Here is a 22,410-nt window from a genome sequence, read left to right as displayed (position 1 = left end):
GGAAGGGGGTCGTTCCGGCCCGGGAAGTCCGGGCCGGAACGGCGGCGGTTCCGACGTTGTCGGCGCCAGGTTCCTGGTCGGTCAGTAGCCGCGATGCTTGTCGACGGCGTCGGCCGTCTCGAAGAGCTGGGCGGCCAGGCGGTAGATCTCGCGCGCCCCGTCCCGGGAGGGCTGTCGGTGGATCAGGCTGGCGGCGAACTCGCGGACCTTCCCGGTGAGGGCATCCGCCTGGGTGGCCAGGGCCTCCTCGGTCATGGTGTCGCCGGGTTCGGCAGGCAGCTGTGCGAGGAACTGGTGGAGGGTGGTGGTGATGACTGCGCTCGCTTCGGTGAGGTCGCCCGCCCTCAGCCACGGGGCTCCAGGTCTTCGTGCTTGCCGAGGTCGGAGGTGTAGGCGACGGTCGGCGTGAAGGCGTCGGCGCCCCTGGTCCACGTCTGCAGGATGATCCGGCCTTGGTACGGGTCGGCACCGATCCTGCGGCCGGTGACGGCGTGGATGAGGGTGACCGCCCGGTTGCCCGGGCAGGTGGCGTGTACCCAGGACGCGCCGAGGCGCTCCACCAGCACGGCGCTGAGGCGCTCCAGCGGGTCGGGGCCGAGGGCCTGGTGGGTGTTCTCCATGAACGGTTGCTCCGGAAAGGTTCGTGGCCGGGCCCCGAAGGTGGGGCCCGGCCTGGTCAGAAGTCGAGCTGGATGGGGATGCGCCGGTCGCCGTCGTAGCGGCCGTGGTGGACCGTGGCGCGGTGGGCGGCGAAGCCGGCCAGACCGCCCTGGACAGCAGTGCCGCACTCGCGGCAGCCGTTCCACCAATCCTCGCCGGGCGGCAGATCGGCGGGAGTGAGCGGGTGCGGTTGCCGGCCGTTGGCGGCTCGGCTCATTCCCGGACCGCTGCGGCGTACTGCTCTTCCAGGTCGGCGCGGGCGTCCGGGTCGTCGTCCATACCGGCCGCGTGGTCGTCGGCGACTGGGGAAGAGTCGGTGTTCCAACCCTGAGCTATTCGGCTCGGAAGTTAGATGATCAATTCCAAGGGATGCCTGCGGAGGGTGTGGGGTGGGCGGCGGCCGAAGCCACCGCGAAACGGTCAGGCGGCGGGCTGCTGGCCCTAGTACTGCAGCTGTAGATCGTTACGGTCGTTGGTCTGCTTGGCGCTGGTAATGGCTGGCACGGACTCGGTCTGGTGCCGTCGCGCCATTCGTCGGCGGGTCACGCCGTCGTGTCCGCCGGGTGGCTGGACTCGGCGAAGGGCCCCCGGTCGGGCCGCAGCGAGTAGAGAACCTCGTACACCTCGCGGCGGACCTCGACCGCTTCGTACGCGGCGGGGATAGTGAGGGCGAGCTCGGTCTCTCGGAACGTGTCGAGCGCCTCCGGGCTCTCGAAGAAGTAGATGCCGCACACGTCGCCGGTTGCGCTGTCGCGGCCGTAGACCTTCTGCAGGAGACCGGGTACGTCACGGAAGCGGGGCCGCCGCTCCAGCAGGCGCCGCTCGAACTCCTGCGCATCAAGTCCGGATGTGATCCGGACGAAGAGGATGACGGGCATTGAGTCATCTCCGTCCTGAGATGCCCCCTGAGTCGAGTCTAGCCAGGCAAGCTGTAAATCGTGATCTCGCTGGTCAGGGCCGGTGCGGACACAGGCGCGGCCACCGTTGATCATCGTGAGTTGTGTGGACTGACGAAGAGACGGTGGCCGCAGGTCACAGCATAGATCCCGCCCGTTGGCGGGATGCGTTCGAGGCCCTGATGGGCCGGATGGCGGGCCGGTTCGCGCGGGTTGAACCCCGGCGCCGGGTCGGGCGGCTTGTGCAGGGGCTGCTGTCGGACTTGCCGCGCAAGAACTGCTGGACGATTGCCGAGTGGGCTGGTGAAGCCACCCCGCATGGGATGCAGCACCTGCTGTGCCGGGCCTCCTGGGACGCGGACGCGGTCCGGGACGATGTCCGCGACTATGTGGTCGAGCACCTGCACGATGAGATGGCGGTGCTGGTCGTCGACGAGACCGGCGACGTGAAGAAGGGAACGCACACCGTTGGGGTCCAGCGCCAGTACACCGGCACCGCGGGCCGGATCGAGAACTCCCAGGTCGCCGTCTACCTCGTCTACGCCGGCTTGCGCGGGCACGCGGCAGTGGACCGGGAGCTGTATATTCCGCGGTCCTGGACCACTGATCCCGACCGCTGCCAGGCCACGGGCATCCCCGAAGAACGGGCCTTCGCGACCAAGCCGGAGCTGGCCACCGCGATGATCGAACGGTTCCTGGACGCCGGACACCGGGCCGCCTGGGTCGCTGGGGATGAGGTCTACGGTGGCAACCCGAAGCTGCGGTCCGCGCTGGAAGCGTGCGGTCTGGGATATGTCCTGGCCGTCGCGTGCTCGGCCGAAGTCGCCACCGGTGCAGGCAAGTTCCGGGCCGACGCTCTGGCCGGCATGTTGCCGAGACGGGCCTGGCAGAAGCTGTCCGCCGGAGCGGGCGCGAAGGGCCACCGGTTCTATGACTGGGCTGTCATCGACACCGCCGACCCTGGCTCCGGACACCGGCAGCTGCTGATTCGCCGCAACCGCCACACTGGCGAACTCGCCTACTACCGCTGCCATTCGCCCCAGACCGTGCCGCTGACCACCCTGGTCAGCGTTGCCGGATCAAGGTGGCGAGTGGAGGAGACCTTCCAGTCGGGGAAGGGCCTGGCAGGACTCGATGAACACCAGGTCCGCCGATTCGCCTCCCGGACCCGCTGGGTCACCCTGGCGATGCTCGCCCACGCCTTCCTCGCAGTCGTCCGGGCCGACGAACACGGCCGCACCCCCGGCCCCGCCGACTTGATCCCGCTGACCTGCAACGAGATCCAGCGCCTGTTCATCACCCTCGTCGTCCAGCCCTTCCACGACCCGGCCCACCGCCTCGGCTGGTCCACCTGGCGACGCCGTCACCAGGCCCGGGCACGAACCAGCCACTATCGGCGGCAGGCCGCATCCCAGACATGAAGATCACGATCTACAGCTGGAGTACTAGTTGTCGAGGTGGCAGCGGGCGGTCAGACGTCAGGGTCGACTTCGGGGTGCGTGAACCGCACGGGCTTGCCCAGCGACCGGGCGTAGGCGATTTCGGCTCGGGTGCTGTCTCCGATGTAGTCGCCGACTAAAGCGCCTGAGTTCGCGAATGCTGAGCACTCGGCGCCCCGAACCTGGGGCGGGAGTCGCGTGTCAGTTGGCGATCATCGTCGTTCTTTCACCCAGAAGGCGGGGCAAATGTCGCGGGCATCGCGGGTCCGGTGCCATACCAAGGTGCAAGGATTGCGTGTCCGTGCCTATCCTGGAGGTGGCCCGAAAATCCGATGATCCAAGCAAGGTGATGTCAATGTCGTCGCCATATTTCAAGTTTGGAGAACCGATCCCGAGAGATACTGAAGGCGTCGTGGATACCCCGCCGCCGATCGTCTTCCACGTGCAATCTGATGCCCGCCGCCTGGTGACCGGGCCAGAGGAACTGAAAGAGTGGGAAGACTCCTACCGGAAGACCACCGGCATCAAGGTGGATAGCGAAACTCCCTTGTCGCGGATGGCGTCCGAATCGCTGTCCCACGGCATATGGGACGACTCGATCACGGATCCGGATATGTGCACATGATTCTCACCGTCTCGGTCAAGGATGATCTTCACGCTCGAGTCGTTCAGCATACGGCATTCTGTCGTGGATATCGCGACTTCCACATCGCCGAATGCGACCAAATCAGCGGTCGCCAAAGCCTTTCTTGGAGCTCCCACGGGGACGCCCCTAACGCCATCCTGACGGCTGAAGGATTTTCAGTCCCCCTCAGTGACGTCTCCCTGGTGTGGTGGCGAAGGACGATGGCGAGGCAGCAGGCGTGGGATAACGCGGTAGACGATCATCAGCGACGCTTGGTGAACACCGAGTCCCGCGGAGCATTCGGGGGTATTTTTGCGGCATCGTATCAGGGGCAGTGGATTTCCCTCCCTGAGGCCACCAGCCGCGCCGCCGATAAGATTTTTCAGCTTACTGTGGCGCGGGAGGCTGGATTCCGTGTTCCTCGTACGATCGTTTCCCAGTCGCGCGCCGATGTGATCGAGTTCGCTCGACGGGTTGGACGAGTCATCGTCAAGCCTATGGTGGGTGTGCCTGGTCCGCTGATGTTCACAGAATACGTCGATGATCCGGCTACCATCCCAGAAGAATCCTTCATTGCATGCCCAGCGATGTATCAGGAGTACATCCCTGGGCGTCGACATGTAAGGCTCAACTGTTTCGGCGCAGAGATGTACGCCGCCCTGATCGAGACCGACAACTTGGACTCGCGTACCGATCTGAACGTGCCGATATCCAGATGGGCCGTCCCCGAGGATGTAGCGCGGCAGGTTGCTGCGGTGCTCCGGAAACTCAATTTGCGCATGGGGATCATCGACATCAAACTAACTCCGCAGGGGGAGCCAGTATGGCTTGAGGTGAATCCTCAGGGGCAGTTCCTCTTCCTTCAGCCGCTTCTGGATGAACCACTTGCCGACTACTTCTTGGACTTCCTACTTTCCTGCGACAAAGAAGTATAGGGACTCCTACCGCAGGACTTCGGCGTAAGGGTTGTCCCGTAACCGCTGGTCACGGGTGAGGTGATCTTGGTGTGGCTGGTGTGATCACGGCGTCGGAGCCGTCTTGGATAGGTCCGTTCACCGGGCTGAGCCCGCCCTGCTTCGGCAAGTCGGTGACCGCGGTGCGTCGCGAGACCACTGCCGAGCCAGCGCGGGCGGCCCTGGGGGCTCCCGCTGGAAGACCGAGTCCTGCTGGTCGCGGCGTACTGGCGCACGAACTTGACGATGCGCCAGCTGGCCCCGCTGTTCGGGATCTCGAAGTCGGCGGCGGACCGGATCATCGACCACCTCGGACCGATGCTCGCGTTGCAGCCGAGGAAGCGGTTCCGTAAGGACACCGTCTTGATCGTGGATGGCACCCTGGTGCCCACCCGCGACCACCAGGTCGCCGAGCAGTCGAAGAACTACCGGTATTCCACGGCCCATCAAGTCGTCATCGACGCCGATACTCGCATGGTCGTCGTGGTCGGCCGGCCCTTGCCGGGCAACCGGCACGACTCCCGCGGCTGGGAAGAATCCGGCGCCAAGGCCGCCGTCGGCAACACCATGACCATCGCGGACGGTGGCTACCAGGGGACCGAACTGGTCATCCCGCACCGCCGTCGCAAGGGCGAGGAACTCCCGGACTGGAAGGAGGAGCACAACCGGTCGCACAAGCAGGTCAGGGCCCGCGTTGAGCACACCTTCGCCCATATGAAGAGCTGGAAGATCCTACGCGACTGCCGACTCAAAGGCGACGGCGTCCATCACGCCATGCTCAGCATCGCCCGCCTGCACAACCTCACCCTCGCCGGATAGGCGAACGGGCAGGACAGCGACCGACCGCGTCTCCACCGAATCCAAGATCATTACGGCCCTTAGCTTGATCCTTAACGTCCCGCCGATTTTCGCGATGCCAAGGGTCATTGTTCAGGGTGGTCGCGAGGTCTCCTACGAGTCAGTCCAGCGGACGGGGTGACCGGACCCATCCGTAGTGAGCCAGGTTCCGTCGCCCAGGGGCTGGATGTCGTAGGGGTTGTCAGTCTCTGCGTGGAACTCCGTGCGGACGTGGCCGGAGTGTGCGTCGACGCGGTAGTGACGGACCCATTCCTGCTCGTCCTCGGTCTCGCCGGTGAGGGTGACGATCAGGGTGTCCGGGCTGAGGTAGCCGCCGCTCCATTCCACATAGATCTGTTCCGGGTCGTGTCCGAAGGCGTCGACGGTGAGAACGAACTTCACCTCACCGTCGGGGCAGGTGTGGACGGCGACGTCGGTCTGCTCGTGGTGGACGGTCATGAAGTGGTTTCCGTCGGGTGCAAGGCCGATGAGGCATCGGTCGTCCCAGGGATACCGGGTGAGATCAATCCGGCCCCTGTTTAGGACCGCGCGGTAGATGACCGAGCCGTCCTGTCCTTCGCCAACATCGAGGAAGACCTGATCGTCGGCTGGGTGCCGTAGTTGCTGCCCGCCGTGTCCGACGGTCTCCAGATCCACCTGTGCGAGCATCGTTCCGGCTCCGGCGTCGAAGGCCACCCATTGATCAGCTCGGTTGCGGCCGGCCATGGCGTCGGGCCGGTAGACCCACACCACACGTTCGTCCCACGACAGCATGCAGCCGGGTCGGTGTCCGTGCTGCTGGGCTGCCTGCGGGTCGAACTGCGAACGCCACACTTCGGTGCCATCGGCCGCGACGCAGACGAGCGCGTCGAGGGTTGTGTAGTAGGCGTGCTGAAGACCAGTGGCAACGGCGTGATCCACAACGTCGTCTTCGAAAGGAGGCTGAATGGCCATGACGGGCGACAACACGCCCGTGGCACCGGTGGCTAGGTTGTAGACGCAGATGCGGCCGTCCACGAAGCGTGTGATCAGTTGCAGGGAGCGGAGGGTGCGGGCCATGCGCCGGAGGCTACTTCCTCAGCAGGCCCACATCGCGGGCGGCCCTTCGTGGCCGGGCAGTCGCTCGTTCGAGTAATCGCCGGACGCGGGACCGGCTCCTCCTGGGTTCCCAAGCTGTGCCGTACCTGTGTCGCGGTTTGAGGCTCGCGGGCGGGGAGGGAGCTCACCTCGTACAGCACGGGGCGCACGGTCACGCGGGCGCTGTCAGTCACGATGTCTCGATGTTGCAGACGGATGCGTCGTCGCTGTCCGTGGGGTCGAGGTCGAAGTAGCGGGTGTAGCGGAGTCCGGTCTCCGGAGTGATGTTGAACACCGCGCATAGGTGCTGCGGGTCAGCGCCGGTAACGGCGGCCTCTTCGAGGATTCGGTCCTCGCGAAGTTGCTGGGCGGTGACCGGGAGGCCGCGCAGCGGAGGCTGCATCCAGCCGATCGTGACCGGTGCGCGGGTGTGCGCGGTCTGCGAGCTGATGAACAGGTGAGGGTTGCGGGTATGTGGCCAGCGCTGGTGCCGGAGGTGGATGTAGTCCACGGCGGCCTGCTGGGTGAAGGCGTCGAGGGGGTGATCGATGTCGCCGAGCGTGAGTCGGCCGCGGGTGAAGTCGATGGCGGTCAAGGGCAGCGCTCGGGCCTGGTGCGGGTAGAGCGCATGGATGCCGACGAGGGCGATCAGCAGCTTCAGGGCGGGGTTGGTCTCGGCGGCTGCGGTCAGACGCTGGATCGTTTCGGGGCTCAGCGGCATGGGCACCGAGCTGGGCCGGGACCCCAGGCTCGCGCCGCGTGCGGGGTTCGCGAACAACAGCCGTTCGCTCTTGAGGGTCTTGAATATGTCGCGCAGCGCGACGGCTTCGTTGTGCGGTGCCGCGCATTGGGCGAGCCACTCGGTGATGTCCGCACGGCTGACCTGGCGAAGGGTGCGGTAGCGCTGCGAGCAGGCAAGAAGGAACGGGATCGCGGAGTTGGCCTGGTTTCGGACCGTGGTAGTCGAGCGAGGACGGCGGCGAGGTCCACCGTGACGGACGATGCGGATCCACAAGAGGGCTTCTTCGCGGATCTCCGGGTGCCCGCTGGCCAGTCGGCGGTGGATCCACGCGTCGAGGGGGTCGATGCGGTCGTCGTCGAGAAGAGCGAGGTGGGCAAGGACTTCGGTGACCCGGATGACGGCGGGGCGGTCGGAGCCGGGTCAGAGGGCGGCGGAGACGACGAGGAGGACGAGGGCGGCCGACCCGCCGATCAGGACGGTGGCGCCGGCGCTGGCCCACCAGTAGTGGCCCATGGTCTTGATGTCGCGCAGGTCGCTGAGGGCGTCCGCGATGCGGGCGTGGAGCGCGGCCAGCGGGGGCAGGGCGGCGTACCAGCGGCCCAGGCGGTCTATCTGGCCGGCCATTTCGTCGTCGGGGATGTGTCCGCCGTGCAGATGCTGCCGGTGGGTCTCGCCCACGGCGGTCAGGGCCTCGATCTCGTGGACGACGGGGCTGGTGGTGCGGCAGACGGCGCAGCGGTAGCGGTATCGGCGCACGGTGGTCGGTCTCCTGAGGGTGGGTGGTTTTTCGGGCAGGAAACGGCGACACCCCGCCCGGAGGTGTCCGGGCGGGGCGCGATGCCGAGCTGGTGGGTGCTGGTGGTCTTCTCCGCGTTCTGGGCGGAGGAGGTGGTCAGGTGTTGATCTGCCTGCGGACCTCTGCGACGAGGCGGTCGACGATCAGTACGCCGTTGTCGGTGCCGAGGTGGTCGAGGACGTAGGCGCGGACGTCGTCACGGACGGCATCGGCGTCCCAGCGGACGGATCGCAGCAGCCGTTGCATCGGCCCGGGGCGGTCATGGCCGGCCTGTCCGGCCAGCTGCCAGCAGTTCTTCCGCTCGGTTCGGGACAGCAGTCCGAGCAGATATCACGAGCGGTCCTCCTTGGTTCCACCCTGCGGAACCGGCCCGCGATCCGTGCCACGGCCTGGTCGAACATCGCTCGCCAGCGGGCTGCATTTGGGCCGGATCCCGGACCTGCGGATAGCCTCCGGTCCGTCCTCGACGAGGGCGCGGGCCTGGATGCAGAAGCCCGCCAGGTCACGCAGGACTTCGAACTGCTCAGTGCCGTCCTGGCTCCCGAACCAGTCGACGCCCTGATCAAGCGGACGGATGCCCTGCGCCAACCCGTTCAGGACCACCACACGCTCGTTCAACCCGCCCCACCTCCACAGCACATCAGGCCGTCAACGTTGCATGGCCATCGAACCAGATCGCGAAGTGTGACTGGAGTACTAGACGTCTGCGTACGTGCCTGAGGGCACCTGGCCGGCAGGCGACCGGTGACTGACGAGGAGATCGTGTTTGTCAGGCTGGTAACCACCCGAAACTCGCGTCTCAGCTCAGGATCCGGACACAGCCGACCATGGGTCCCCCCTGAGAGCCGTTCGTGAGGGCCCTTCCGGCGCCTGTGTCTTGGCCTGATCAGGTCAGCTGCCTCCTGAAAAGTTCACCTCCTGGGCGTCGATCAGCTCGTCCCAGTGCTCCCGCGTCCACTCGCAGGCTGCATCCAGCGGTCCCAGCAGCCCCCGGCCGAGCGGGGTCAGGGCGTACTCGACACGGCGTCCCGTGCCCTCGTACTCCTCCCGTACGACGAAACCGTCCTGTTGCAGCCTGCGCAGGGACTGGCTCAGCGACTTGGCGGTGACGCCACGCAGTGGGACCTTCAGCTCCGAGAACCGGCGCGGGCCGTACTCCAGGCAGCGCAGGATCAGCGCGGCCCACTTGTCGCCCACGCGGAACGGCACCAGCGGGGACGGGCAGACGGGGTCGAACATCTCGGGGTCCAAGGGGGCCCGTTCGGCCTGCGGCATCGTCATGATCCACACCGTAAGGCGGTATCCGATCGGAAACCAGCCCTCGGCCTACGCTCCTGCCCATGGAAGCGAAGAGCAACAGGATCATTGTCTTCGGGGCGGGCGGCAGGGTCGGCCGGGCGGCCGTGGCGGAGGCCCGGAGGCGAGGCCACGAGGTGACGGCGGCCGCGCGGGCCGACGGGAACGTGACGGACCCGGCGGCCGTCGCACGGCTCGCGGCCGGGCACGATGCGGCGATCGTCGCCGTGTACGACTCCGGGGCGCGCCCCGGCGCGTTCTTCCCCGCGGTCGCCCGCGCCCTCGCGGAGGGGCTCCCGGCGGCCGGGGTGAAGCGGCTGGTGTCGGTGGGACTGGCGTCCGTACTGCCCACCGCCTCCGGGGACTTGCTGATGGACAGCCCCGGGTACCCGCAGGAGTGGCGGGAGTTCTACGTCGGCCACGGCGCCGGCACCGAGGCCCTGCGGGCGGCCGCACCGGAGGCGCTGGACTGGGTGGTGCTGAGCCCGGCAGGGGACTTCGACCACGAGGGCGATCCCTCGGGCGGGTACGCGCTTGCCCCGGCAGCCGCCGACAGTCGGATCACGCACGGGGACTTCGCACGCGCGCTACTGGACGAGGCCGAAGCCCCGACTCTGCACCGGACCCACGCGGGAGTGTCCGCCGTATGACCGACACGATCCACGACAACCCGACCCCCTGGGTCGCCGACCACATCCGCCGCTTCGAGGAGACCGGCGGCCGCCCCCGCCCCGGAGTGGCCGACCTGCTCCTGACCACCCGGGGCCGCAGGTCCGGCCTGCTGCGCCGCACGGCGCTGGCGTACGTCCGGGACGGGGACGCGTACGTCCTGACGGCGTCCAACGCGGGAGCGGACCGCCACCCGGTCTGGTACCTGAACCTGCTGACCACCCCGGAGGTCACCCTCCAGGTCGGCGCGGCCACCTTCCCGGCGACGGCCCGACCCGCCACGGCGGCTGAAGCGGCCCGCCTGTGGCCGGCGGTGGTCGCCGCGATGCCCTCGTACGCGGCCTACCGCACCGCGACGACCCGGGAGATCCCCCTGGTCCTGGCCACGCCAGCCAGATCGTAAGAGGGGGGACCATCCCCGCGCGGGTGAGAGGAGCAGACCTCCAGGAGCCCCTTTGGCATGGGGCCTCTGGGGACATCCCCGCGGGTGCGGGGAGCAGGAGCTGCCCCTCGGCTGGCTGACCGGAGGCGGGGGACCATCCCCGCGGGTGCGGGGAGCAGTCTTCGTGACCTGCGGGTTCACTGCAGGCCGGGCTGCTTCTGAACCACTTTCACAGAACTCGGCATATCGAACAAGCCCCTTCTCCTACGCCGCTCTGGCGCCAAGCTAGGTGCCATCAGGTCTGGGCCGCATTGAGGTGACAGAAGCGGCGTGGCGACCGTTCCCACGGGTGCGGGGAGCATGCCCTGCGGTCCGTCGCGTGGGAATGCGGCGAGCAAGTCCTCGGGGAAATTTTCACGAACCAGGAGCGGTCAGTCCGGCTTGCCAACTCCAGGTGGGCGACAGCTCAGCTCATGAGGAAGACGCCCTCGGAGCAGGGGCGGCAGACGAAGACGTAGCCCAACTGGCCGCCGAGGTTCATCGCGGTCTGCCGGTCGATCCCCTCCTCCAAGTGTGCCGCGAATTCCGTCGTGCCGGAGCAGGAGGGGCACCCGGGCAACCGGTCGTCGTCCAGGTAGGAGGGGCTGCCGCCGAGCGATCCGAGCACCTCGCGTTGCTTCCCGAACCGCTCGCCGGGCTCCCGCTTCCACCCTGAACGGGCGAGGTCGTATGTGTCGCGCGGGAGATCGTCGCCGTCATCCTCCTCGGGATCGAGCGTCACGACCCGGGTCGTGATCGCCGACACTGCGGGCAGCAGCGTCACGCCCTTCTCGGGTACGGCCACCGGTACCAGTCCCGCGGGCGGGAAAAGAAGGACCCGATTCGCCCCGGAGGTCGCGTCCCAGAGCTCGCAGGCGCCCGGATCGTTCTGGCACACGAACACCGACAGGACGCCGTACTCGACCGGCAGATGCGCGAAGAACTGCATCGGCCCTCCGCAGTAGTCGCCGCACACCGGCCAGGTGAACCCCTCGGGGGCCAGCGGCACACCCCCGGTACGTGGCACGTCTGCATCGGGCGCGGCCGTGCCGTCGTAGATCATCAAAGTTGCCTGCATGGAGGAAGGCTACGGGCAGTCGGCAGCTCAGGATCCAGCATGCACAGTGCGCCGTCGCGGATCATCCCGATGTACCCCGAGGAGGGACCACTCCACGAGATCGGCGACGCCGGCGGCGGTGAACGGGTCAAGGACCGCGCGATGCTGATCCTCAGTCAGCTTTCCGCGCTTGTGCACGGCCCGTGCGGCGATGGCGCAGGCGGGCTTGCTCTGTGTGAGGAGGCCCTCGCGGACCTGGTTCAGCTCATCGACGCGCAGGAGCAATGCCGATGAGACGGCGTGGTCGATCGCGGAATGCTCCGAGGCGGGCACCCGGGCCGCCCTGGTGCCACCGGCGGAGGAAAGCCTGGTTCAATATAGCGAGCGCGTCCGCCGACAGGGCCGTGGTGGACCTGATGTGGCGGGCGGTCGTGGGATCCGCGGGGCGTACCTCCCGTGTCGTGCGGACAGCGGTCAGGCTACGGTCCGGGTCGGACAGGGCTCCGACGGCTGGGGCAGCGCGCGTGACACGGACGTCACAGTGCCGTTGGACTGCACGCCCCCGAACCGGGCTCGTCCTCCTCGATCAGGAATCCGGGTGGTGGCGGCGGAGGCAACCGCGGTGCCTGCTCCAGAAGGTGGCGGAGGTGGGGTGGCACCGGAGCTTTGACAATCGGGCTTGCCGGACCACGCTCCGGGAAACAGGCCATCATGCCGCTGCTGACGTGTACCAACCCTATCTCCGGTGAACCCCCCATGGGGGGCGCGTGTTCATACTCAGTCTCTTGTCCACAGTTAACGCAACGCATGTCTCATCCCTGCTCCTGGGCCGGGCACCGCAAAATCGTGGCTCCTTGGTCCGCCAGCGGCGGCTTGATGTTCCTGGGGCTCGCGCAGCCCCACTACTTGGTCGTCGACGTTCCCCGGGCGGTTCCACGGGCGGCGTCGCCGCCACCGGTGGACTGCACGCTGATGCCCCCGGTGGCGGTGTCCTCTCAGGGTTCAGCCCTCGTCGAGGTACTCCCAGAAGTGACCGGCGAGTTCGTTCATCGAACACAGCGGAGACCGCCGCCGGCGTATGGGAAACTTGCATCTCGGAAGTGCCTTGCTGATCGTGCGTGCTGGAAGCCTGAAGAACTCCCATCATCGCAGTCACGAGGCACTTCCTCGTTTCTAGAAGAGTTATCCACAGACGTCGGATCGGTGGATCAAGGTTTAGGCGTCCTCGCGCCGATAGGCCGCCGCGTGGTGCGCAGTCGGCGGATCTCTTCGACGGCCGGGGTGCTCAGGCCGGTGTCAGTGGAGCCCCACCTGGTGAAGCTCGTACCACTCGGTCGTGCCGACGTGGCGCTCGGTGCCGACCTGGATCCGGCGCCGGGTGCCGTCGGGGACGAGCTGGATGCGGTTGACGTAGCCCTGCCGCAACAGCACATCGGGGTCGGATTCCACCTCGGGGCCGAACACCAGGCGCGCGGCGTCTTCCCCCGCCGGCGTGGGGAGCCGGGTCTCGGAGAGCAGGATCCGCAAGCCGGTGCGCCCGGCTGGGGTGAACAGGACTTCCCTGCCGACCGCGCCGTCCGCGTCCCGCGGGATCGCGGCGGTGGCGGTGATGTCCTGCTCCTCCATCCAGTTCAGGAGGCCATGCTTGTCGCTGCAATCCTTCTTGGCCTCGTCCTCGCCGGCTGCAGTGATGTCCTTGACCACTGGCGGGCGGTGTCGACAGTGGTGCCGGCGGCCGAACCCGCGAACGGTATCTCGCCACCGACACTGTAGACGCCGTTCGCCGAGTACTCCGCAGTCGTCTCGGGCCATTCGAGTACGGCCGTTCTCTCATGTGGTCGGCGAGCGCCGGGTAACTCAGGTGTGCATCAGCGCCCATCTCATTCAGGGCGCCCAAGTCCAGGCCAATCGGTCCGTATTACGACGTCCCAGGCGTCAGCGCAGCGCGCCCACTGGTTGAGTCGGCCCACGGAGCATGCCTCCTCCCGGCGGTCCCGGCCGGGAGGATCATGGCGGTGTCGACCTTCGGCTGCTGGGTGAATCTGCTCGGACAAGGGCGGCACCCGCGCGACGGTCCGTACCGGAAGAACGTCGATTGCCCGTAGGGCCGGTGGCTGGCTCACGACTCGGGACGCTGACTGGGCCCTGTACGTCCCGGTGCACCACGACGTGCAGGGCCTGACCACCGAGCTCGGCGTGGGAAGCCCTGGAGTGGATCGGCTGCGGCGGCCGGATCATCGAGGTCCCCACGCGCGGCTACCGCTACGACCTAGCGGCCCTGGAACGCACCCTCGCCGAACGACGGGACGAGATTATGTCAGTCTCGCCTACACCGGCGACAGCCGCACGCACACCGTGGAAAACCTCCGCGCCGTCCACGACATCACCCGCGCTGCCGACACCCACATCTGGCTGCACGCGGACGCCTGCTGGGGCCTGATGTGCGCGTTCACGCCGGAGCTCGCCGGCAAGCTCGACGGTATCGAGGACTTCGACTCGGTCACCGTCGACCAGCACAAGGTCATGGACATCCCCTACGCGATGTCCGCGCTCCTCGTCCGCGACCCGGCCGCCCTGCGCCTGGTCTCCTCGTATTCCGACCTGATCATGCAGGAGGACTTCGCCTTCGGGCAGGTCACCCCGTTCATCGGCACCAAGGAGTGGTCCTCGGTCAAGCTGTGGGCGATGATGCGGGCCCACGGACGCGCCGGGCTCGCCGACCTCATGAGCGTCCGCCTGATCACGACCCGGACCTTCACCAGCCTGGTCGACGACAACCCTCGCCTGCTGAGGCGCTGGCGACCAGGTCCGCCAGGTCCTTGCGGCGGCAGACCTGGTCGACCTGGCCGGGGTGGTGCAGCGTCCCGGCCGGGTTCGCGCTCAGGCCGCCCAGCAGGCTGCGGTCGACGAACCGCCGCACCACGAACGCCGTCACGATTCGTCTTTCCGTGATCACTGCGCCGAGTTGCGGCTGTTTCCGCGAAGCTCGTTGTCGGGTCGGGTGCGCTGAGGCATTTCGGTACAGTGCTGGGGTGCTGACTGTCTGGTCGGCACCTTCCTGGGGGGGATGAGCGAGACGAGGGTTATGCCGGAGCAAGCGAGTCCGCCTGCGATAGCACCGAGCGGGCCTGTGGCCGCGTCGGTCGAGGCGGCACGGTTGGCGGCGGTGCGCCGTTACGACATTCTCGACACCCCTCCGGACGGCGCCTACGACCGGGTCGCGGCGCTGGCGGCGCGTCTGTTCGAGGTTCCGGTGGCGACGGTGACGATCGTGGACGAGGACCGGATCTGGTTCAAGGCCACGCACGGACTGGAGGGTGTCAGCGAGATCGGCCGCGATCCGGGCCTGTGCGCCTCGGCGGTCCTGACCGATGACACCACCGTCATCCCCGACACCCTGCTCGACCCGGTCGCCTGCTCCAACCCGCTGGTCGCCGGCCCGATGGGGGTGCGGTTCTACGCTGCCGCTCCGATCATCACCGCCGACGGGTACCGGCTGGGCACGGTCAACGTCCTGGACACCCGCCCCCGCGAGATCAGCCAGGCTGATTCCTCCACACTCGAGGACCTGGCGGCGGTGGTGCGTGACCAGCTGGAGCTGCGGCTGTCAGCACTGCACGCGGTGCGCGCCGAGCAGGAGCGCCGCAAGGTCGAGCAGGAAAAACGCCAGGCCGAGGAAGAGGCCCGGCAGCGCGCGGAGCGGGACAAGGCGGCCATCGCCGCGTTCGCCTCCACACTGCAGCGCACCCTGGTGCCTCCCGCACTGCCCGCGGTACCCGGGCTGGAGCTCGCCTGCCACTACAAGACCGCCTCCCCGCAGGAAGTGGGCGGCGACTTCTACGACGTCTTCCCCATCGGCGGAGGCCGGTGGGCGTTCTTCCTGGGCGATGTGTGCGGCAAGGGTGCCGAAGCAGCCTCGGTCACCTCACTGACCCGCTACACGCTGCGGGCCGCGGCCCTCGTCGACGCGGACCCCACGGCCGCGTTGAAAGCCCTGAACACGGCGCTGCTGCTGGACGCGGCGGTGGGGACGCGCTTCTGCACCGCCATCTTCGGCCTGCTCGATCCCGCCCCAGACGGCGGTTTCACGGTCACGCTGGCCACCGGCGGCCATCCGCCCGCCTACCACCTGAGCCCCACCGAGGAAGGCGGTGTGCGGGTCGAGGCGGTCCGCGCCAAGGGCGGCATGCTGGTCGGCGCGATCGCCGAAGCCACCTTCGCCTCACGCACCCTGCACCTGACGCCCGGCCAGGGCCTGCTGCTCTACACCGACGGCCTGACCGAGGCCCGCACCGCCGATGGCCACATGCTCGACGACACGGGCCTGATGGACTTCCTCGCCCGGCGGCCGGCGCCGGTCAGTGCCGGCTCCCTGATCGACGACACCGTCGCGCTCCTGGACACCCTCCCCGACACCGAACGCGACGACGTGGCACTGCTGGCCCTGTCCGTCCCCCCACCCGATGCCGCTCCCGCAGGTATCACCACCACCGCTCACAGCGCCGCCGCCCCGACCGCCGACGTCTCCGTCGGGCAGGAGAACCGACGCCCATGACCGACGCACTCCACATCGATGTCCCGAACACCGACGGCGCCCTGGCCGTGATCGCACTGTCCGGTGAATTCGACATCACCACCGCACCCGCCGTGCGGGCCCGCGCCCTCGAGCTCATCACGAACGGCCACCCCCATTTGGTCGCCGACCTGGCGGGCGTCACCTTCTGCGACTCCTCAGGGCTGGGCGCCCTCGTCGGCATCTGGCGCTGCGCCAAGGACGCCGACGGCTCGCTGACCCTGGCGGCCATCCCCGGCCGGCTGAGCCGCCTGCTCAGCGTCACCGGGATGGACACCTTCCTGCCCACCTTTCCCAGCGCCGACGCCGCGCTTGCCGCACGCCAAAGCAACCGCACCACCGCCTGAACCTCTCGCTCGCCAGGGCGGCGCCAACAGCCGGCTGGCACTGCACGGCCCGGCCTTTCCTCCCACAGGGCACGGAGGGCATGGCCAAGCGCGCGCCGCGACCAACGTACTGGTCGCGACGCGCGCTCATCCGCTCCGCCAGGCGCTACACGTCGGGCCGCGGCGTACAGCACACCGGATGCTGCCTTTCCCCGCCGGGTCAGTGGGACTCGTCGTAGGGGTCGCGGCTGCCGGACTTGGCCAGCCCACGGCTGATCATGTAGCCGACGGTCAGGATCACGATGTACAGCCATGCCTCGTCGGCGCGGAAGTAGTCGGTATGTCCCTCTCCGGTGCCCACGACCATGGAAGCGATCAGTACCGCGACCACGGAGGCGAGGTAGATGAAGAATATGGCCATACCGGGAGGATCACTTGCTGGCTGCTGAACCACGATGAGGCCTTGGGGATCGGCCAGGCGGTGAGCTGGGCAGCTCTACAGAACCAGGCGTGTCTGCCGCCTGGATACACTGCCCCGTCGGGAGGAGCTTTTCCTCTGCCCGTGCCGGGACGGTCGGCAGGCGGCTCGATGTGAAGGAGTCCGAGCGTGGATGCCCCACATGCGGTGGGCGGGCCCGCCCCGGGGGAGCCCGGGAGGGCCGCGTTGGAGGTGAGCCCGTTGCCCGGTCGTTCCGGTATACGAGCCCGCGGTGAGATCAGTACCCTCACTCGCCGGTCGTGGGAGCAGGCCCTGTCCGAGCTGGCCCGGCGGCACGCGGGCGTGTCGTACGTGGAGCTGTCGGATGTGGCGTTCGTCGACGTGGCCGGGGTAACAGCGCTGGCGGTCACCGCCATGAACCTGCCCGACGGGAGGGTTGTGGTCGAGAATCCCCCGCCGCAGCTGCCGCGGGTTCTGGAGATGTTCTGGCCGGGCCTGGACCGGATCGAGGTGGCTCTGTGATGAGCACGGTGACCACCCACGAGGCGTTCGTGCACCCTGCCCTTTTCTACCGCACCGAGCAGGAGTACACGCGGCAGACGGTGGCCTTTCTGCGCGAGGGCCTGACCAACGGCGAGCCGATGGCCGTGGCGGTGCCCGGCCCCAACCTGGAGCTGATCAAGGCAGGTCTGGGCGGGGACGCCGACGGCATCCTGTTCCTGGACATGACCGAGGCCGGCCGCAACCCGGGGCGGATCATCCCCAAGGTGCTGCGCGGATTCGCCGACGCCCACCCGAAGGGGCGTGTGCGGATCATCGGCGAGCCGGTCTGGGCCGGACGCAGCGCGGTGGAGTACCCGGCGTGCGCGCAGCACGAGGCGCTGATCAACGCCGCGTTCGAGGGCCGGGCGGTGACGATCCTGTGCCCCTACGACGAGGTGCGGCTGGATCCGCAGGTGATCGCCGATGCGAAGGTCACCCACCCGACCCTCATCAGCGGGGACGGACGTGAGTCGGTCAGCGACGTCTACGACTGGCAGGCGGTCGTCGACCGGTACAACCAGGCGCTTATGCCTGCACCGGACGCCGCGGCCTTCTCCTACAGTGGTGAGGACCTTCCGGCGGCCCGCCAGTTCGCTCTCGCTCAGGCGATGCGGCTGGGCATGACCGGGGAGCGGCTGATGGATGCGGAGCTGGCGGTCGCGGAGCTGACGACCAACAGCGTGGTCCACGGCGGAGGCCGCGGGACACTCGCCATCTGGGCCGAGCAGGGGCAACTGGTGTGTGAGGTCCGCGACGCGGGCCGGCTGACCGATCCGCTGGCCGGCCGCCGCCCGCCGGAGCACGGCCAGCTGGGCGGCCGGGGCCTGATGCTGGTCCACTACGTGGCCGACCTGGTGCGTGTGCACACCGGCGACGACGGCACGACCGTGCGCTTCTACCTCAGCTTGTGACAGTGCCGGGACGGCCACCTGTCCGGGTGGCCGCCCGCGCCCTCATCCAGGCCGCGATCGACGCCCTGGAGTGAACTTCCGCAATTTCCCGCGATCTCGTTGAGGAGCGAGCGGCGGCCTCCGTAGCGTCGAACGACACCGACGCAACCCAGCAACGGAGGCGGTGCCCCATAAGCGCACCCACACCCGCAGCCTCCGCAGGACGCGGCCTCGAGCCGTCCGCCTTCGACCGGCCATCCCCGGCCCTGCTGGCCCGCGCCGACCGCGGCTACTCCCGCTTCCTCGCCCAGTCCGCCCCGGACAACCGCCCCGGCGACCACGACCAGGACGACGCGGCGAGGCGCCGGTGAGCGACACCTACACCGTGCTCCACGACCCCCACGGCCTGGTCGACGCCGAACTCCCCCTCGACCGCGCCCCGTACGAAGCGCTCGTCACCGCCGTCCTTGCGTGACAGGACCCGGACCTCACGGGCGGCGGCGTGGCGCTGGACGTCGGCGGCGTCCATGCGGCCGGTCAGGAGAATCGCCAGGACCGTCGCGTACTCCCGCTGCACCTCATCGGTGAACTGCGAGGCGTCACCGACAGGGCCGGCCTGATGGCCCTCGGCTATCAGGTGCGCTGTCTCGTGCACGGCCTTGCCAGGACGTCGTACTGCTCGGGGTCCATGCGGGCCTTGAGCGCCTCCATGCAGAGGGAGACGTTGTCGATCCTGCGGTCGTCCGAGCCGGAGTCGTTCGCGTCGTTCATCTCGACAGCCTGGCCCGGGAGGCGGCAGGCGTCCAGGCCCGTACGCGGGGCGACCGGGCGCCGGCCGGAACGCCGCAGCGTGGACCGCCAGGTCGGTCAGATAGTGAAGCAGATGGAACAGCACAACGGCCTCCGGGACGTCGGCGGAAACGGTTCTCGCCCCTTGCCGAGTCCGGGAGGCCGCCAGACAGCAACGGCGCCCGATGTGTTCCGAGTGAGTAGCGGGGCTCTCCTGTTCAGGAAGATCCATTACTTCTCTGAAGTGTTGATCACTGCCTGCCATCGCAGGGGAATGTGTCTCTGACAGAGCTCGATACGCCCTTTACGCTGCCGCGCATGGCACGCACATGGACAAGACTCCACGAACACCTCGGATGCCCGCCCGGGCCTCTGACCTTCGACATGGTGCGCCAGGCCGCGGCGGACAACTTGGAGGAGACCGACGACCTGGACTGGAAGGAGATGCTTCCTCAGCCGCCCAGGGACGGCCGGTGGAACGAGTTCGCCAAGGACGTTGCCGCCATGCCCATACCCGTGGCGGGCTGATCATCTTCGGTGTCCAGGACAAGACAACCGCCCTGGTGGGCTCGGCCCCTACCGCAGGGGACCCAGCGGGTCGCCGCTTGAAGACGGTGTTCTTGGAGAAGCCGTCCGTCGTGGTGGGTCGGCGAGCACTCCCTGGTCAGCTACCAGCCGGAGTATCAGCTGAGAGCATGCGCCCGCACCCCCGCTAGGCTTGCGCCACCGCAGTTCAAGCAGCCGGGCGGCCAAGCCGCTGACGCGAGTTGCGAACGAGAAGCATCTCGTGCAGTCGCATCGCCGCGGATCCGTAGTGCCCCAGCTGCCCAGTGGTTGACGACCATCACCATCCCGGCGCCAGCCGCTTGCCCTTGCGGGCTGGGAACGGTTGCAGCGGTGGGCGCTGCTCAAAGGCCACCTCAGGAGCAACCATTGGCCATCTAGAACACTCTGTCCCCCCACTGTGCGCATCAAGCTCAACGGCTGGTCGGCTCATCGGGTTATGGGCATAGCCCTTGTGGTGCTGCTCGCCGACGGATCGACTCGAGGGCGCTTCCAGGGCCAAACCGTCGGGACCCTAGCTCCAGCGCATGCCGACGGCGGACAGCTGCTCCACGCGCTCCGGTGACAAGGTCGCGGCTCTGCTCCGCTGATTTCCGATCCATGCACCGAGTCGATACTCTCGAACCTTCTGCTCCTCGCTGCTGCCGCCGTTCCCGTCGCCGCCGACGATCCGTTCGACGTGCCTTCTCGGCACTCGCAAGTGCCCCCGCGCTCGGAGAACTGCTTGGCGGCCTCGTCATCGACGGCCTGGTTACTCCCGCTCCGAAGCGACCCAGCCTCCGGCACCTGCTGCCCGACGACCACCGGCATCTCCTCGGTCCGTACCTCGCCATGGGCGAGCCGTCGACTCCGGATTCGCCCGGATTTCCTTGATCATTGTCGAACTTTGCGGGCATCCGACCAACGGAAGCGTCGCACCCGTAACAGGAATCGGCGCTCCGACGTACATGACATGAGGGCTTGCCCGCCCTCGCCACACCGAGGAGATGCCCCTTCATGAGCACCACGTCGAACGTGCTGGCCCAGCTCTACGAGAGGGACGGCGCCCCCATCCCGCCGAACGCAATTCGCGAGCGCCTGGTCAACCTGACGAGCGCCGCGTACGAGCGCCGCGGAACTTTCCTCGACTGCGACGTCGTCGACCTTCACCTCTTGGAGACCGCCGACAAGGCGGCGTGCTCCCTGCTGCGGGACCAGTGGACCGACGGTTTCCCCGTCGCCGCCTACTCGGAGCTCCTCACGACGATCGCCGCGCTCCGAAGCGTCCTCCGTTACTCCCCGACGCCGAAGGCCATTGACGTCAACGCCTGGGCACGCGGTGTGCGGGAGGCATCTGCCGTGAAGGCTGGCGACGATAGGGACTTCCACGAGGTCCGGATCGTCGTGGGCCCGTACCAGGGTGCCCTGCTCAGGGTGTGGGGGGCCGGCACACCGCAGGCGCCCGATACCGTACCTGGCTCGTTTCCGTCTCTCACCCTGCCCACCGAGCGTGGGGACTCCACGGACATTGAGTTCGGCACCGTCTACAACCGGTGCCTCAATCAGCCCCACCCCAGGACGGGGCAGTGGGAGTACATGCTCGACCGCGACCACTCGCTTCCCGGCGGAGGATCCCGCCCCCGCTTGCTTCCCGGCCCGACGTCCACGGAGGAAGGCCAGTGACCTTCCTGTCCGCCGTCATACCGGCCCCCGCGGCCGACGCTGCCCATGATGCGGCGCACGCGACCGCGGCTCGCTTCAAGCACGGCGCGTACTCGGTGCCGTGCTCCACGTGCCACGTCCCGGCCGGCGAACTGTGCCTAGCCCGGCGAAGCGTGCACGCCGCCCGCCGGGATCTGTACCGGCAGGACGCCAAGAGCACCGGCCTGGTGCCGCTGCTCGTTGGGAGGGCCCGATGACGGACTCCGACATCACAGCGCCGAGGCCGCGCGGAACACCGCACGAGACGGCACAGCAGCTCCAGGAAGCCGTTGAGGTGTCCGCCTTTAGAAATGAGCGCGACGGCGGAGCGCGGCTTCCCAGCAAGCAGGATCGCCGAGCTGGAGAAGAAGGTCGCCGACACGGCCCGAGGGCGTGACGAAATGATCAGCCTCGCGAACATGTGGGCCAACGTGGTCGGTGCTCTCCGCCAGGTGGAAAGCGGTGAGGTGTCGTGAGCACTCTCGCGGTCGAGGCCTCGGCGGCGCCCGAGTGGTCCGAGGGCGGGGCGGATGACCGGGACGAACTCGCGGCGGCCGTCCTGATCCTTAACGCGTCGCGATCACGACCGGGTGGAGGAGGCCGTCGCCGCTTACCTGAGCCGGCGGGTTGAGCGCGAGGCGTACCGGAATGGGGCTGCGGTGCCGGATCTGCTTGCCGCCACTTCCCTCATGGACCATAGCGCCGACTTCGTCGCGCACGCTGGGGACAGGCGTATGGCTGTCTAACCGGTGAAGAGTTATTGGCGTCCGGGGCCGCTTCCGCCGGAGGCCTTGGGGGCCGCTGCTTGCCCGCGGGGGCTTGGACTCGCGCCGGTTCCGGCCGGCGGGCGCGTTGCCTGAACCGTTGGGTCGCCGCCGGCAGCCCCGACGGAGCCGACATCCTGTTCACCGGCCAGGGCAGGCACGCGTCCGAGGCGGACTACCCGCTGACCGATCACGCTGGCTGGCTCGCCTGCGGCTACGCCGAGGACGGCGTCGAGTTCACCGTGCTGCACGACTCCCAGAGCCCCGGCCTGACCACCGACACCGCTGCCGCCGCAGTGGCCGTACGTGCCAGCCTCGCGACCGGATAGACGCCTACCCGTCCTGCGCCCCCACTGTGCCGCTGCCGCACGGTG

Annotated in this window: 29 protein-coding genes and 3 pseudogenes; 17 read left to right on the top strand and 15 right to left on the bottom strand. The window is 68.2% G+C overall.

The annotated features are described in order from the left end of the window. Positions 1-81 precede the first annotated feature (81 nt). The 4 genes from ABZY12_RS28960 to ABZY12_RS28945 form a co-directional block, all read right to left on the bottom strand. Positions 82-255: a hypothetical protein gene (locus ABZY12_RS28960; protein ID WP_356895403.1), complete on the bottom strand. Its 174-nt coding sequence runs from the start codon at positions 253-255 to the stop codon at positions 82-84. Positions 256-344: 89 nt separating this feature from the next. Then, the gene (locus ABZY12_RS28955; RefSeq protein ID WP_356895401.1) at positions 345-620 is read right to left on the bottom strand and encodes a hypothetical protein; all 276 of its coding nucleotides are present in this window, start codon (positions 618-620) and stop codon (positions 345-347) included. Positions 621-676: 56 nt separating this feature from the next. Next, a complete protein-coding gene (locus ABZY12_RS28950; protein WP_356895399.1) occupies positions 677-877 on the bottom strand; it encodes a hypothetical protein in 201 nt (66 codons plus the stop codon). A 325-nt stretch (positions 878-1,202) separates the two neighbouring features. Then, positions 1,203-1,538, bottom strand: a complete 336-nt coding sequence (locus ABZY12_RS28945; protein ID WP_356895397.1) for a YdhR family protein — start codon at positions 1,536-1,538, stop codon at positions 1,203-1,205. A 200-nt stretch (positions 1,539-1,738) separates the two neighbouring features. On the opposite strand from ABZY12_RS28945, the gene ABZY12_RS28940 reads away from it, so the two are divergent. From ABZY12_RS28940 to ABZY12_RS28925, 4 genes and pseudogenes are all read left to right on the top strand, one after another. Further along, on the top strand, positions 1,739-2,977 hold the full coding sequence (locus ABZY12_RS28940; protein ID WP_356895427.1) for an IS701 family transposase: 1,239 nt from the start codon (positions 1,739-1,741) through the stop codon (positions 2,975-2,977). A gap of 319 nt (positions 2,978-3,296) precedes the next feature. Next, on the top strand, positions 3,297-3,620 hold the full coding sequence (locus ABZY12_RS28935) for a hypothetical protein (protein WP_356895395.1): 324 nt from the start codon (positions 3,297-3,299) through the stop codon (positions 3,618-3,620). Next, positions 3,617-4,555 carry a hypothetical protein gene (locus ABZY12_RS28930; RefSeq protein WP_356895393.1) on the top strand — a complete coding sequence of 313 codons (939 nt, stop codon included), beginning with the start codon at positions 3,617-3,619 and terminating at the stop codon, positions 4,553-4,555. The genes ABZY12_RS28935 and ABZY12_RS28930 overlap by 4 nt, the downstream gene beginning before the upstream one ends. Before the next feature lie 71 nt (positions 4,556-4,626). Further along, positions 4,627-5,392, top strand: a pseudogene (locus tag ABZY12_RS28925) (transposase). 132 nt (positions 5,393-5,524) lie between these two features. Here ABZY12_RS28925 and ABZY12_RS28920 read toward each other — a convergent pair. The 6 genes from ABZY12_RS28920 to ABZY12_RS28895 form a co-directional block, all read right to left on the bottom strand. Then, positions 5,525-6,469, bottom strand: a complete 945-nt coding sequence (locus ABZY12_RS28920; protein WP_356895391.1) for a hypothetical protein — start codon at positions 6,467-6,469, stop codon at positions 5,525-5,527. 208 nt (positions 6,470-6,677) lie between these two features. After that, on the bottom strand, positions 6,678-7,502 hold the full coding sequence (locus ABZY12_RS28915; protein ID WP_356895389.1) for a hypothetical protein: 825 nt from the start codon (positions 7,500-7,502) through the stop codon (positions 6,678-6,680). A 147-nt stretch (positions 7,503-7,649) separates the two neighbouring features. After that, positions 7,650-7,985, bottom strand: a complete 336-nt coding sequence (locus ABZY12_RS28910; protein ID WP_356895387.1) for a hypothetical protein — start codon at positions 7,983-7,985, stop codon at positions 7,650-7,652. A 136-nt stretch (positions 7,986-8,121) separates the two neighbouring features. Next, entirely contained in the window at positions 8,122-8,307 is a 186-nt protein-coding gene (locus ABZY12_RS28905; protein WP_356895425.1) for a hypothetical protein, read from the bottom strand. Positions 8,308-8,355: 48 nt separating this feature from the next. Beyond that, positions 8,356-8,643: a DUF5958 family protein gene (locus ABZY12_RS28900; protein WP_356895385.1), complete on the bottom strand. Its 288-nt coding sequence runs from the start codon at positions 8,641-8,643 to the stop codon at positions 8,356-8,358. Positions 8,644-8,916: 273 nt separating this feature from the next. Beyond that, on the bottom strand, positions 8,917-9,300 hold the full coding sequence (locus tag ABZY12_RS28895) for a helix-turn-helix domain-containing protein (RefSeq protein WP_356895423.1): 384 nt from the start codon (positions 9,298-9,300) through the stop codon (positions 8,917-8,919). Between the two features lie 65 nt (positions 9,301-9,365). Between ABZY12_RS28895 and ABZY12_RS28890 the strand changes: the two genes are divergently transcribed. Then, positions 9,366-9,971: an NAD(P)H-binding protein gene (locus ABZY12_RS28890; RefSeq protein ID WP_356895383.1), complete on the top strand. Its 606-nt coding sequence runs from the start codon at positions 9,366-9,368 to the stop codon at positions 9,969-9,971. Further along, on the top strand, positions 9,968-10,393 hold the full coding sequence (locus tag ABZY12_RS28885; RefSeq protein ID WP_356895381.1) for a nitroreductase/quinone reductase family protein: 426 nt from the start codon (positions 9,968-9,970) through the stop codon (positions 10,391-10,393). The genes ABZY12_RS28890 and ABZY12_RS28885 overlap by 4 nt, the downstream gene beginning before the upstream one ends. A gap of 445 nt (positions 10,394-10,838) precedes the next feature. On the opposite strand, the gene ABZY12_RS28880 is transcribed toward ABZY12_RS28885, so the two are convergent. Further along, positions 10,839-11,489, bottom strand: a complete 651-nt coding sequence (locus tag ABZY12_RS28880; protein ID WP_356895379.1) for a hypothetical protein — start codon at positions 11,487-11,489, stop codon at positions 10,839-10,841. Between the two features lie 39 nt (positions 11,490-11,528). Between ABZY12_RS28880 and ABZY12_RS28875 the strand changes: the two genes are divergently transcribed. Beyond that, a complete protein-coding gene (locus tag ABZY12_RS28875; RefSeq protein ID WP_356895377.1) occupies positions 11,529-11,762 on the top strand; it encodes a hypothetical protein in 234 nt (77 codons plus the stop codon). A gap of 1,002 nt (positions 11,763-12,764) precedes the next feature. On the opposite strand, the gene ABZY12_RS28870 is transcribed toward ABZY12_RS28875, so the two are convergent. Continuing rightward, the gene (locus ABZY12_RS28870; RefSeq protein ID WP_356895375.1) at positions 12,765-13,172 is read right to left on the bottom strand and encodes a hypothetical protein; all 408 of its coding nucleotides are present in this window, start codon (positions 13,170-13,172) and stop codon (positions 12,765-12,767) included. 453 nt (positions 13,173-13,625) lie between these two features. On the opposite strand from ABZY12_RS28870, the gene ABZY12_RS28865 reads away from it, so the two are divergent. The 3 genes from ABZY12_RS28865 to ABZY12_RS28855 all read left to right on the top strand — a co-directional run bounded on the left by ABZY12_RS28865 (position 13,626) and on the right by ABZY12_RS28855 (position 16,388). Continuing rightward, positions 13,626-14,420 (top strand): pyridoxal-dependent decarboxylase, encoded by a 795-nt coding sequence (locus tag ABZY12_RS28865; RefSeq protein WP_356895373.1) that lies wholly within the window; start codon positions 13,626-13,628, stop codon positions 14,418-14,420. Positions 14,421-14,634: 214 nt separating this feature from the next. Further along, positions 14,635-16,023 (top strand): SpoIIE family protein phosphatase, encoded by a 1,389-nt coding sequence (locus ABZY12_RS28860; RefSeq protein WP_356895371.1) that lies wholly within the window; start codon positions 14,635-14,637, stop codon positions 16,021-16,023. Continuing rightward, positions 16,020-16,388, top strand: coding sequence for an STAS domain-containing protein (locus ABZY12_RS28855; protein ID WP_356895369.1), 369 nt, complete (start codon positions 16,020-16,022; stop codon positions 16,386-16,388). Before ABZY12_RS28860 ends, ABZY12_RS28855 begins: the two co-directional genes overlap by 4 nt. Before the next feature lie 199 nt (positions 16,389-16,587). On the opposite strand, the gene ABZY12_RS28850 is transcribed toward ABZY12_RS28855, so the two are convergent. Continuing rightward, positions 16,588-16,788 (bottom strand): hypothetical protein, encoded by a 201-nt coding sequence (locus tag ABZY12_RS28850; RefSeq protein ID WP_356895367.1) that lies wholly within the window; start codon positions 16,786-16,788, stop codon positions 16,588-16,590. 249 nt (positions 16,789-17,037) lie between these two features. On the opposite strand from ABZY12_RS28850, the gene ABZY12_RS28845 reads away from it, so the two are divergent. The 3 genes and pseudogenes from ABZY12_RS28845 to ABZY12_RS28835 all read left to right on the top strand — a co-directional run. After that, complete coding sequence (locus ABZY12_RS28845; protein WP_356895421.1) at positions 17,038-17,328, top strand: STAS domain-containing protein; 291 nt, start codon at positions 17,038-17,040, stop codon at positions 17,326-17,328. Then, the gene (locus ABZY12_RS28840; RefSeq protein WP_356895365.1) at positions 17,328-18,260 is read left to right on the top strand and encodes an anti-sigma factor RsbA family regulatory protein; all 933 of its coding nucleotides are present in this window, start codon (positions 17,328-17,330) and stop codon (positions 18,258-18,260) included. Before ABZY12_RS28845 ends, ABZY12_RS28840 begins: the two co-directional genes overlap by 1 nt. 346 nt (positions 18,261-18,606) lie before the next feature. Beyond that, positions 18,607-18,711: pseudogene (locus tag ABZY12_RS28835) on the top strand (restriction endonuclease); the annotation flags it as partial. Between the two features lie 161 nt (positions 18,712-18,872). On the opposite strand, the gene ABZY12_RS28830 reads toward ABZY12_RS28835, so the two are convergent. Beyond that, positions 18,873-19,010, bottom strand: a complete 138-nt coding sequence (locus ABZY12_RS28830) for a hypothetical protein (RefSeq protein ID WP_356895363.1) — start codon at positions 19,008-19,010, stop codon at positions 18,873-18,875. A gap of 336 nt (positions 19,011-19,346) precedes the next feature. Here ABZY12_RS28830 and ABZY12_RS28825 point away from each other — a divergent pair, with 336 nt between their 5' ends. Further along, on the top strand, positions 19,347-19,556 hold the full coding sequence (locus ABZY12_RS28825; protein WP_356895361.1) for a hypothetical protein: 210 nt from the start codon (positions 19,347-19,349) through the stop codon (positions 19,554-19,556). A gap of 550 nt (positions 19,557-20,106) precedes the next feature. Here the strand turns inward: ABZY12_RS28825 and ABZY12_RS28820 are convergent. After that, positions 20,107-20,339 (bottom strand): annotated as a pseudogene (locus ABZY12_RS28820) (helicase associated domain-containing protein); the annotation flags it as partial. Between the two features lie 249 nt (positions 20,340-20,588). Between ABZY12_RS28820 and ABZY12_RS28815 the strand changes: the two are divergent. The 3 genes from ABZY12_RS28815 (at position 20,589) to ABZY12_RS28805 (ending at position 22,365) form a co-directional block, all read left to right on the top strand. Beyond that, on the top strand, positions 20,589-21,254 hold the full coding sequence (locus tag ABZY12_RS28815; RefSeq protein WP_356895359.1) for a hypothetical protein: 666 nt from the start codon (positions 20,589-20,591) through the stop codon (positions 21,252-21,254). A gap of 329 nt (positions 21,255-21,583) precedes the next feature. Next, complete coding sequence (locus ABZY12_RS28810) at positions 21,584-21,748, top strand: hypothetical protein (protein WP_356895357.1); 165 nt, start codon at positions 21,584-21,586, stop codon at positions 21,746-21,748. A 329-nt stretch (positions 21,749-22,077) separates the two neighbouring features. Then, positions 22,078-22,365 carry a hypothetical protein gene (locus ABZY12_RS28805; RefSeq protein WP_356895355.1) on the top strand — a complete coding sequence of 96 codons (288 nt, stop codon included), beginning with the start codon at positions 22,078-22,080 and terminating at the stop codon, positions 22,363-22,365. The last annotated feature ends 45 nt before the right edge of the window (positions 22,366-22,410 follow it).

Source organism: Streptomyces sp. NPDC006551 (assembly GCF_040611675.1).
Taxonomy (GTDB): Bacteria; Actinomycetota; Actinomycetes; order Streptomycetales; family Streptomycetaceae; genus Streptomyces.
This window is presented reverse-complemented; position numbering and strand designations above follow the sequence as displayed.

Bases quoted from the DNA above. Each gene is read 5' to 3' on its own strand.
- ABZY12_RS28960 (WP_356895403.1), bottom strand. From the start codon at position 255: ATGACCGAGGAGGCCCTGGCCACCCAGGCGGATGCCCTCACCGGGAAG.
- ABZY12_RS28955 (WP_356895401.1), bottom strand. From the start codon at position 620: ATGGAGAACACCCACCAGGCCCTCGGCCCCGACCCGCTGGAGCGCCTC.
- ABZY12_RS28950 (WP_356895399.1), bottom strand. From the start codon at position 877: ATGAGCCGAGCCGCCAACGGCCGGCAACCGCACCCGCTCACTCCCGCC.
- ABZY12_RS28945 (WP_356895397.1), bottom strand. From the start codon at position 1,538: ATGCCCGTCATCCTCTTCGTCCGGATCACATCCGGACTTGATGCGCAG.
- ABZY12_RS28940 (WP_356895427.1), top strand. From the start codon at position 1,739: ATGGGCCGGATGGCGGGCCGGTTCGCGCGGGTTGAACCCCGGCGCCGG.
- ABZY12_RS28930 (WP_356895393.1), top strand. From the start codon at position 3,617: ATGATTCTCACCGTCTCGGTCAAGGATGATCTTCACGCTCGAGTCGTT.
- ABZY12_RS28920 (WP_356895391.1), bottom strand. From the start codon at position 6,469: ATGGCCCGCACCCTCCGCTCCCTGCAACTGATCACACGCTTCGTGGAC.
- ABZY12_RS28895 (WP_356895423.1), bottom strand. From the start codon at position 9,300: ATGCCGCAGGCCGAACGGGCCCCCTTGGACCCCGAGATGTTCGACCCC.
- ABZY12_RS28890 (WP_356895383.1), top strand. From the start codon at position 9,366: ATGGAAGCGAAGAGCAACAGGATCATTGTCTTCGGGGCGGGCGGCAGG.
- ABZY12_RS28885 (WP_356895381.1), top strand. From the start codon at position 9,968: ATGACCGACACGATCCACGACAACCCGACCCCCTGGGTCGCCGACCAC.
- ABZY12_RS28880 (WP_356895379.1), bottom strand. From the start codon at position 11,489: ATGCAGGCAACTTTGATGATCTACGACGGCACGGCCGCGCCCGATGCA.
- ABZY12_RS28875 (WP_356895377.1), top strand. From the start codon at position 11,529: ATGCACAGTGCGCCGTCGCGGATCATCCCGATGTACCCCGAGGAGGGA.
- ABZY12_RS28855 (WP_356895369.1), top strand. From the start codon at position 16,020: ATGACCGACGCACTCCACATCGATGTCCCGAACACCGACGGCGCCCTG.
- ABZY12_RS28850 (WP_356895367.1), bottom strand. From the start codon at position 16,788: ATGGCCATATTCTTCATCTACCTCGCCTCCGTGGTCGCGGTACTGATC.
- ABZY12_RS28840 (WP_356895365.1), top strand. From the start codon at position 17,328: ATGAGCACGGTGACCACCCACGAGGCGTTCGTGCACCCTGCCCTTTTC.
- ABZY12_RS28830 (WP_356895363.1), bottom strand. From the start codon at position 19,010: ATGAACGACGCGAACGACTCCGGCTCGGACGACCGCAGGATCGACAAC.
- ABZY12_RS28825 (WP_356895361.1), top strand. From the start codon at position 19,347: ATGGCACGCACATGGACAAGACTCCACGAACACCTCGGATGCCCGCCC.
- ABZY12_RS28815 (WP_356895359.1), top strand. From the start codon at position 20,589: ATGAGCACCACGTCGAACGTGCTGGCCCAGCTCTACGAGAGGGACGGC.
- ABZY12_RS28810 (WP_356895357.1), top strand. From the start codon at position 21,584: ATGAGCGCGACGGCGGAGCGCGGCTTCCCAGCAAGCAGGATCGCCGAG.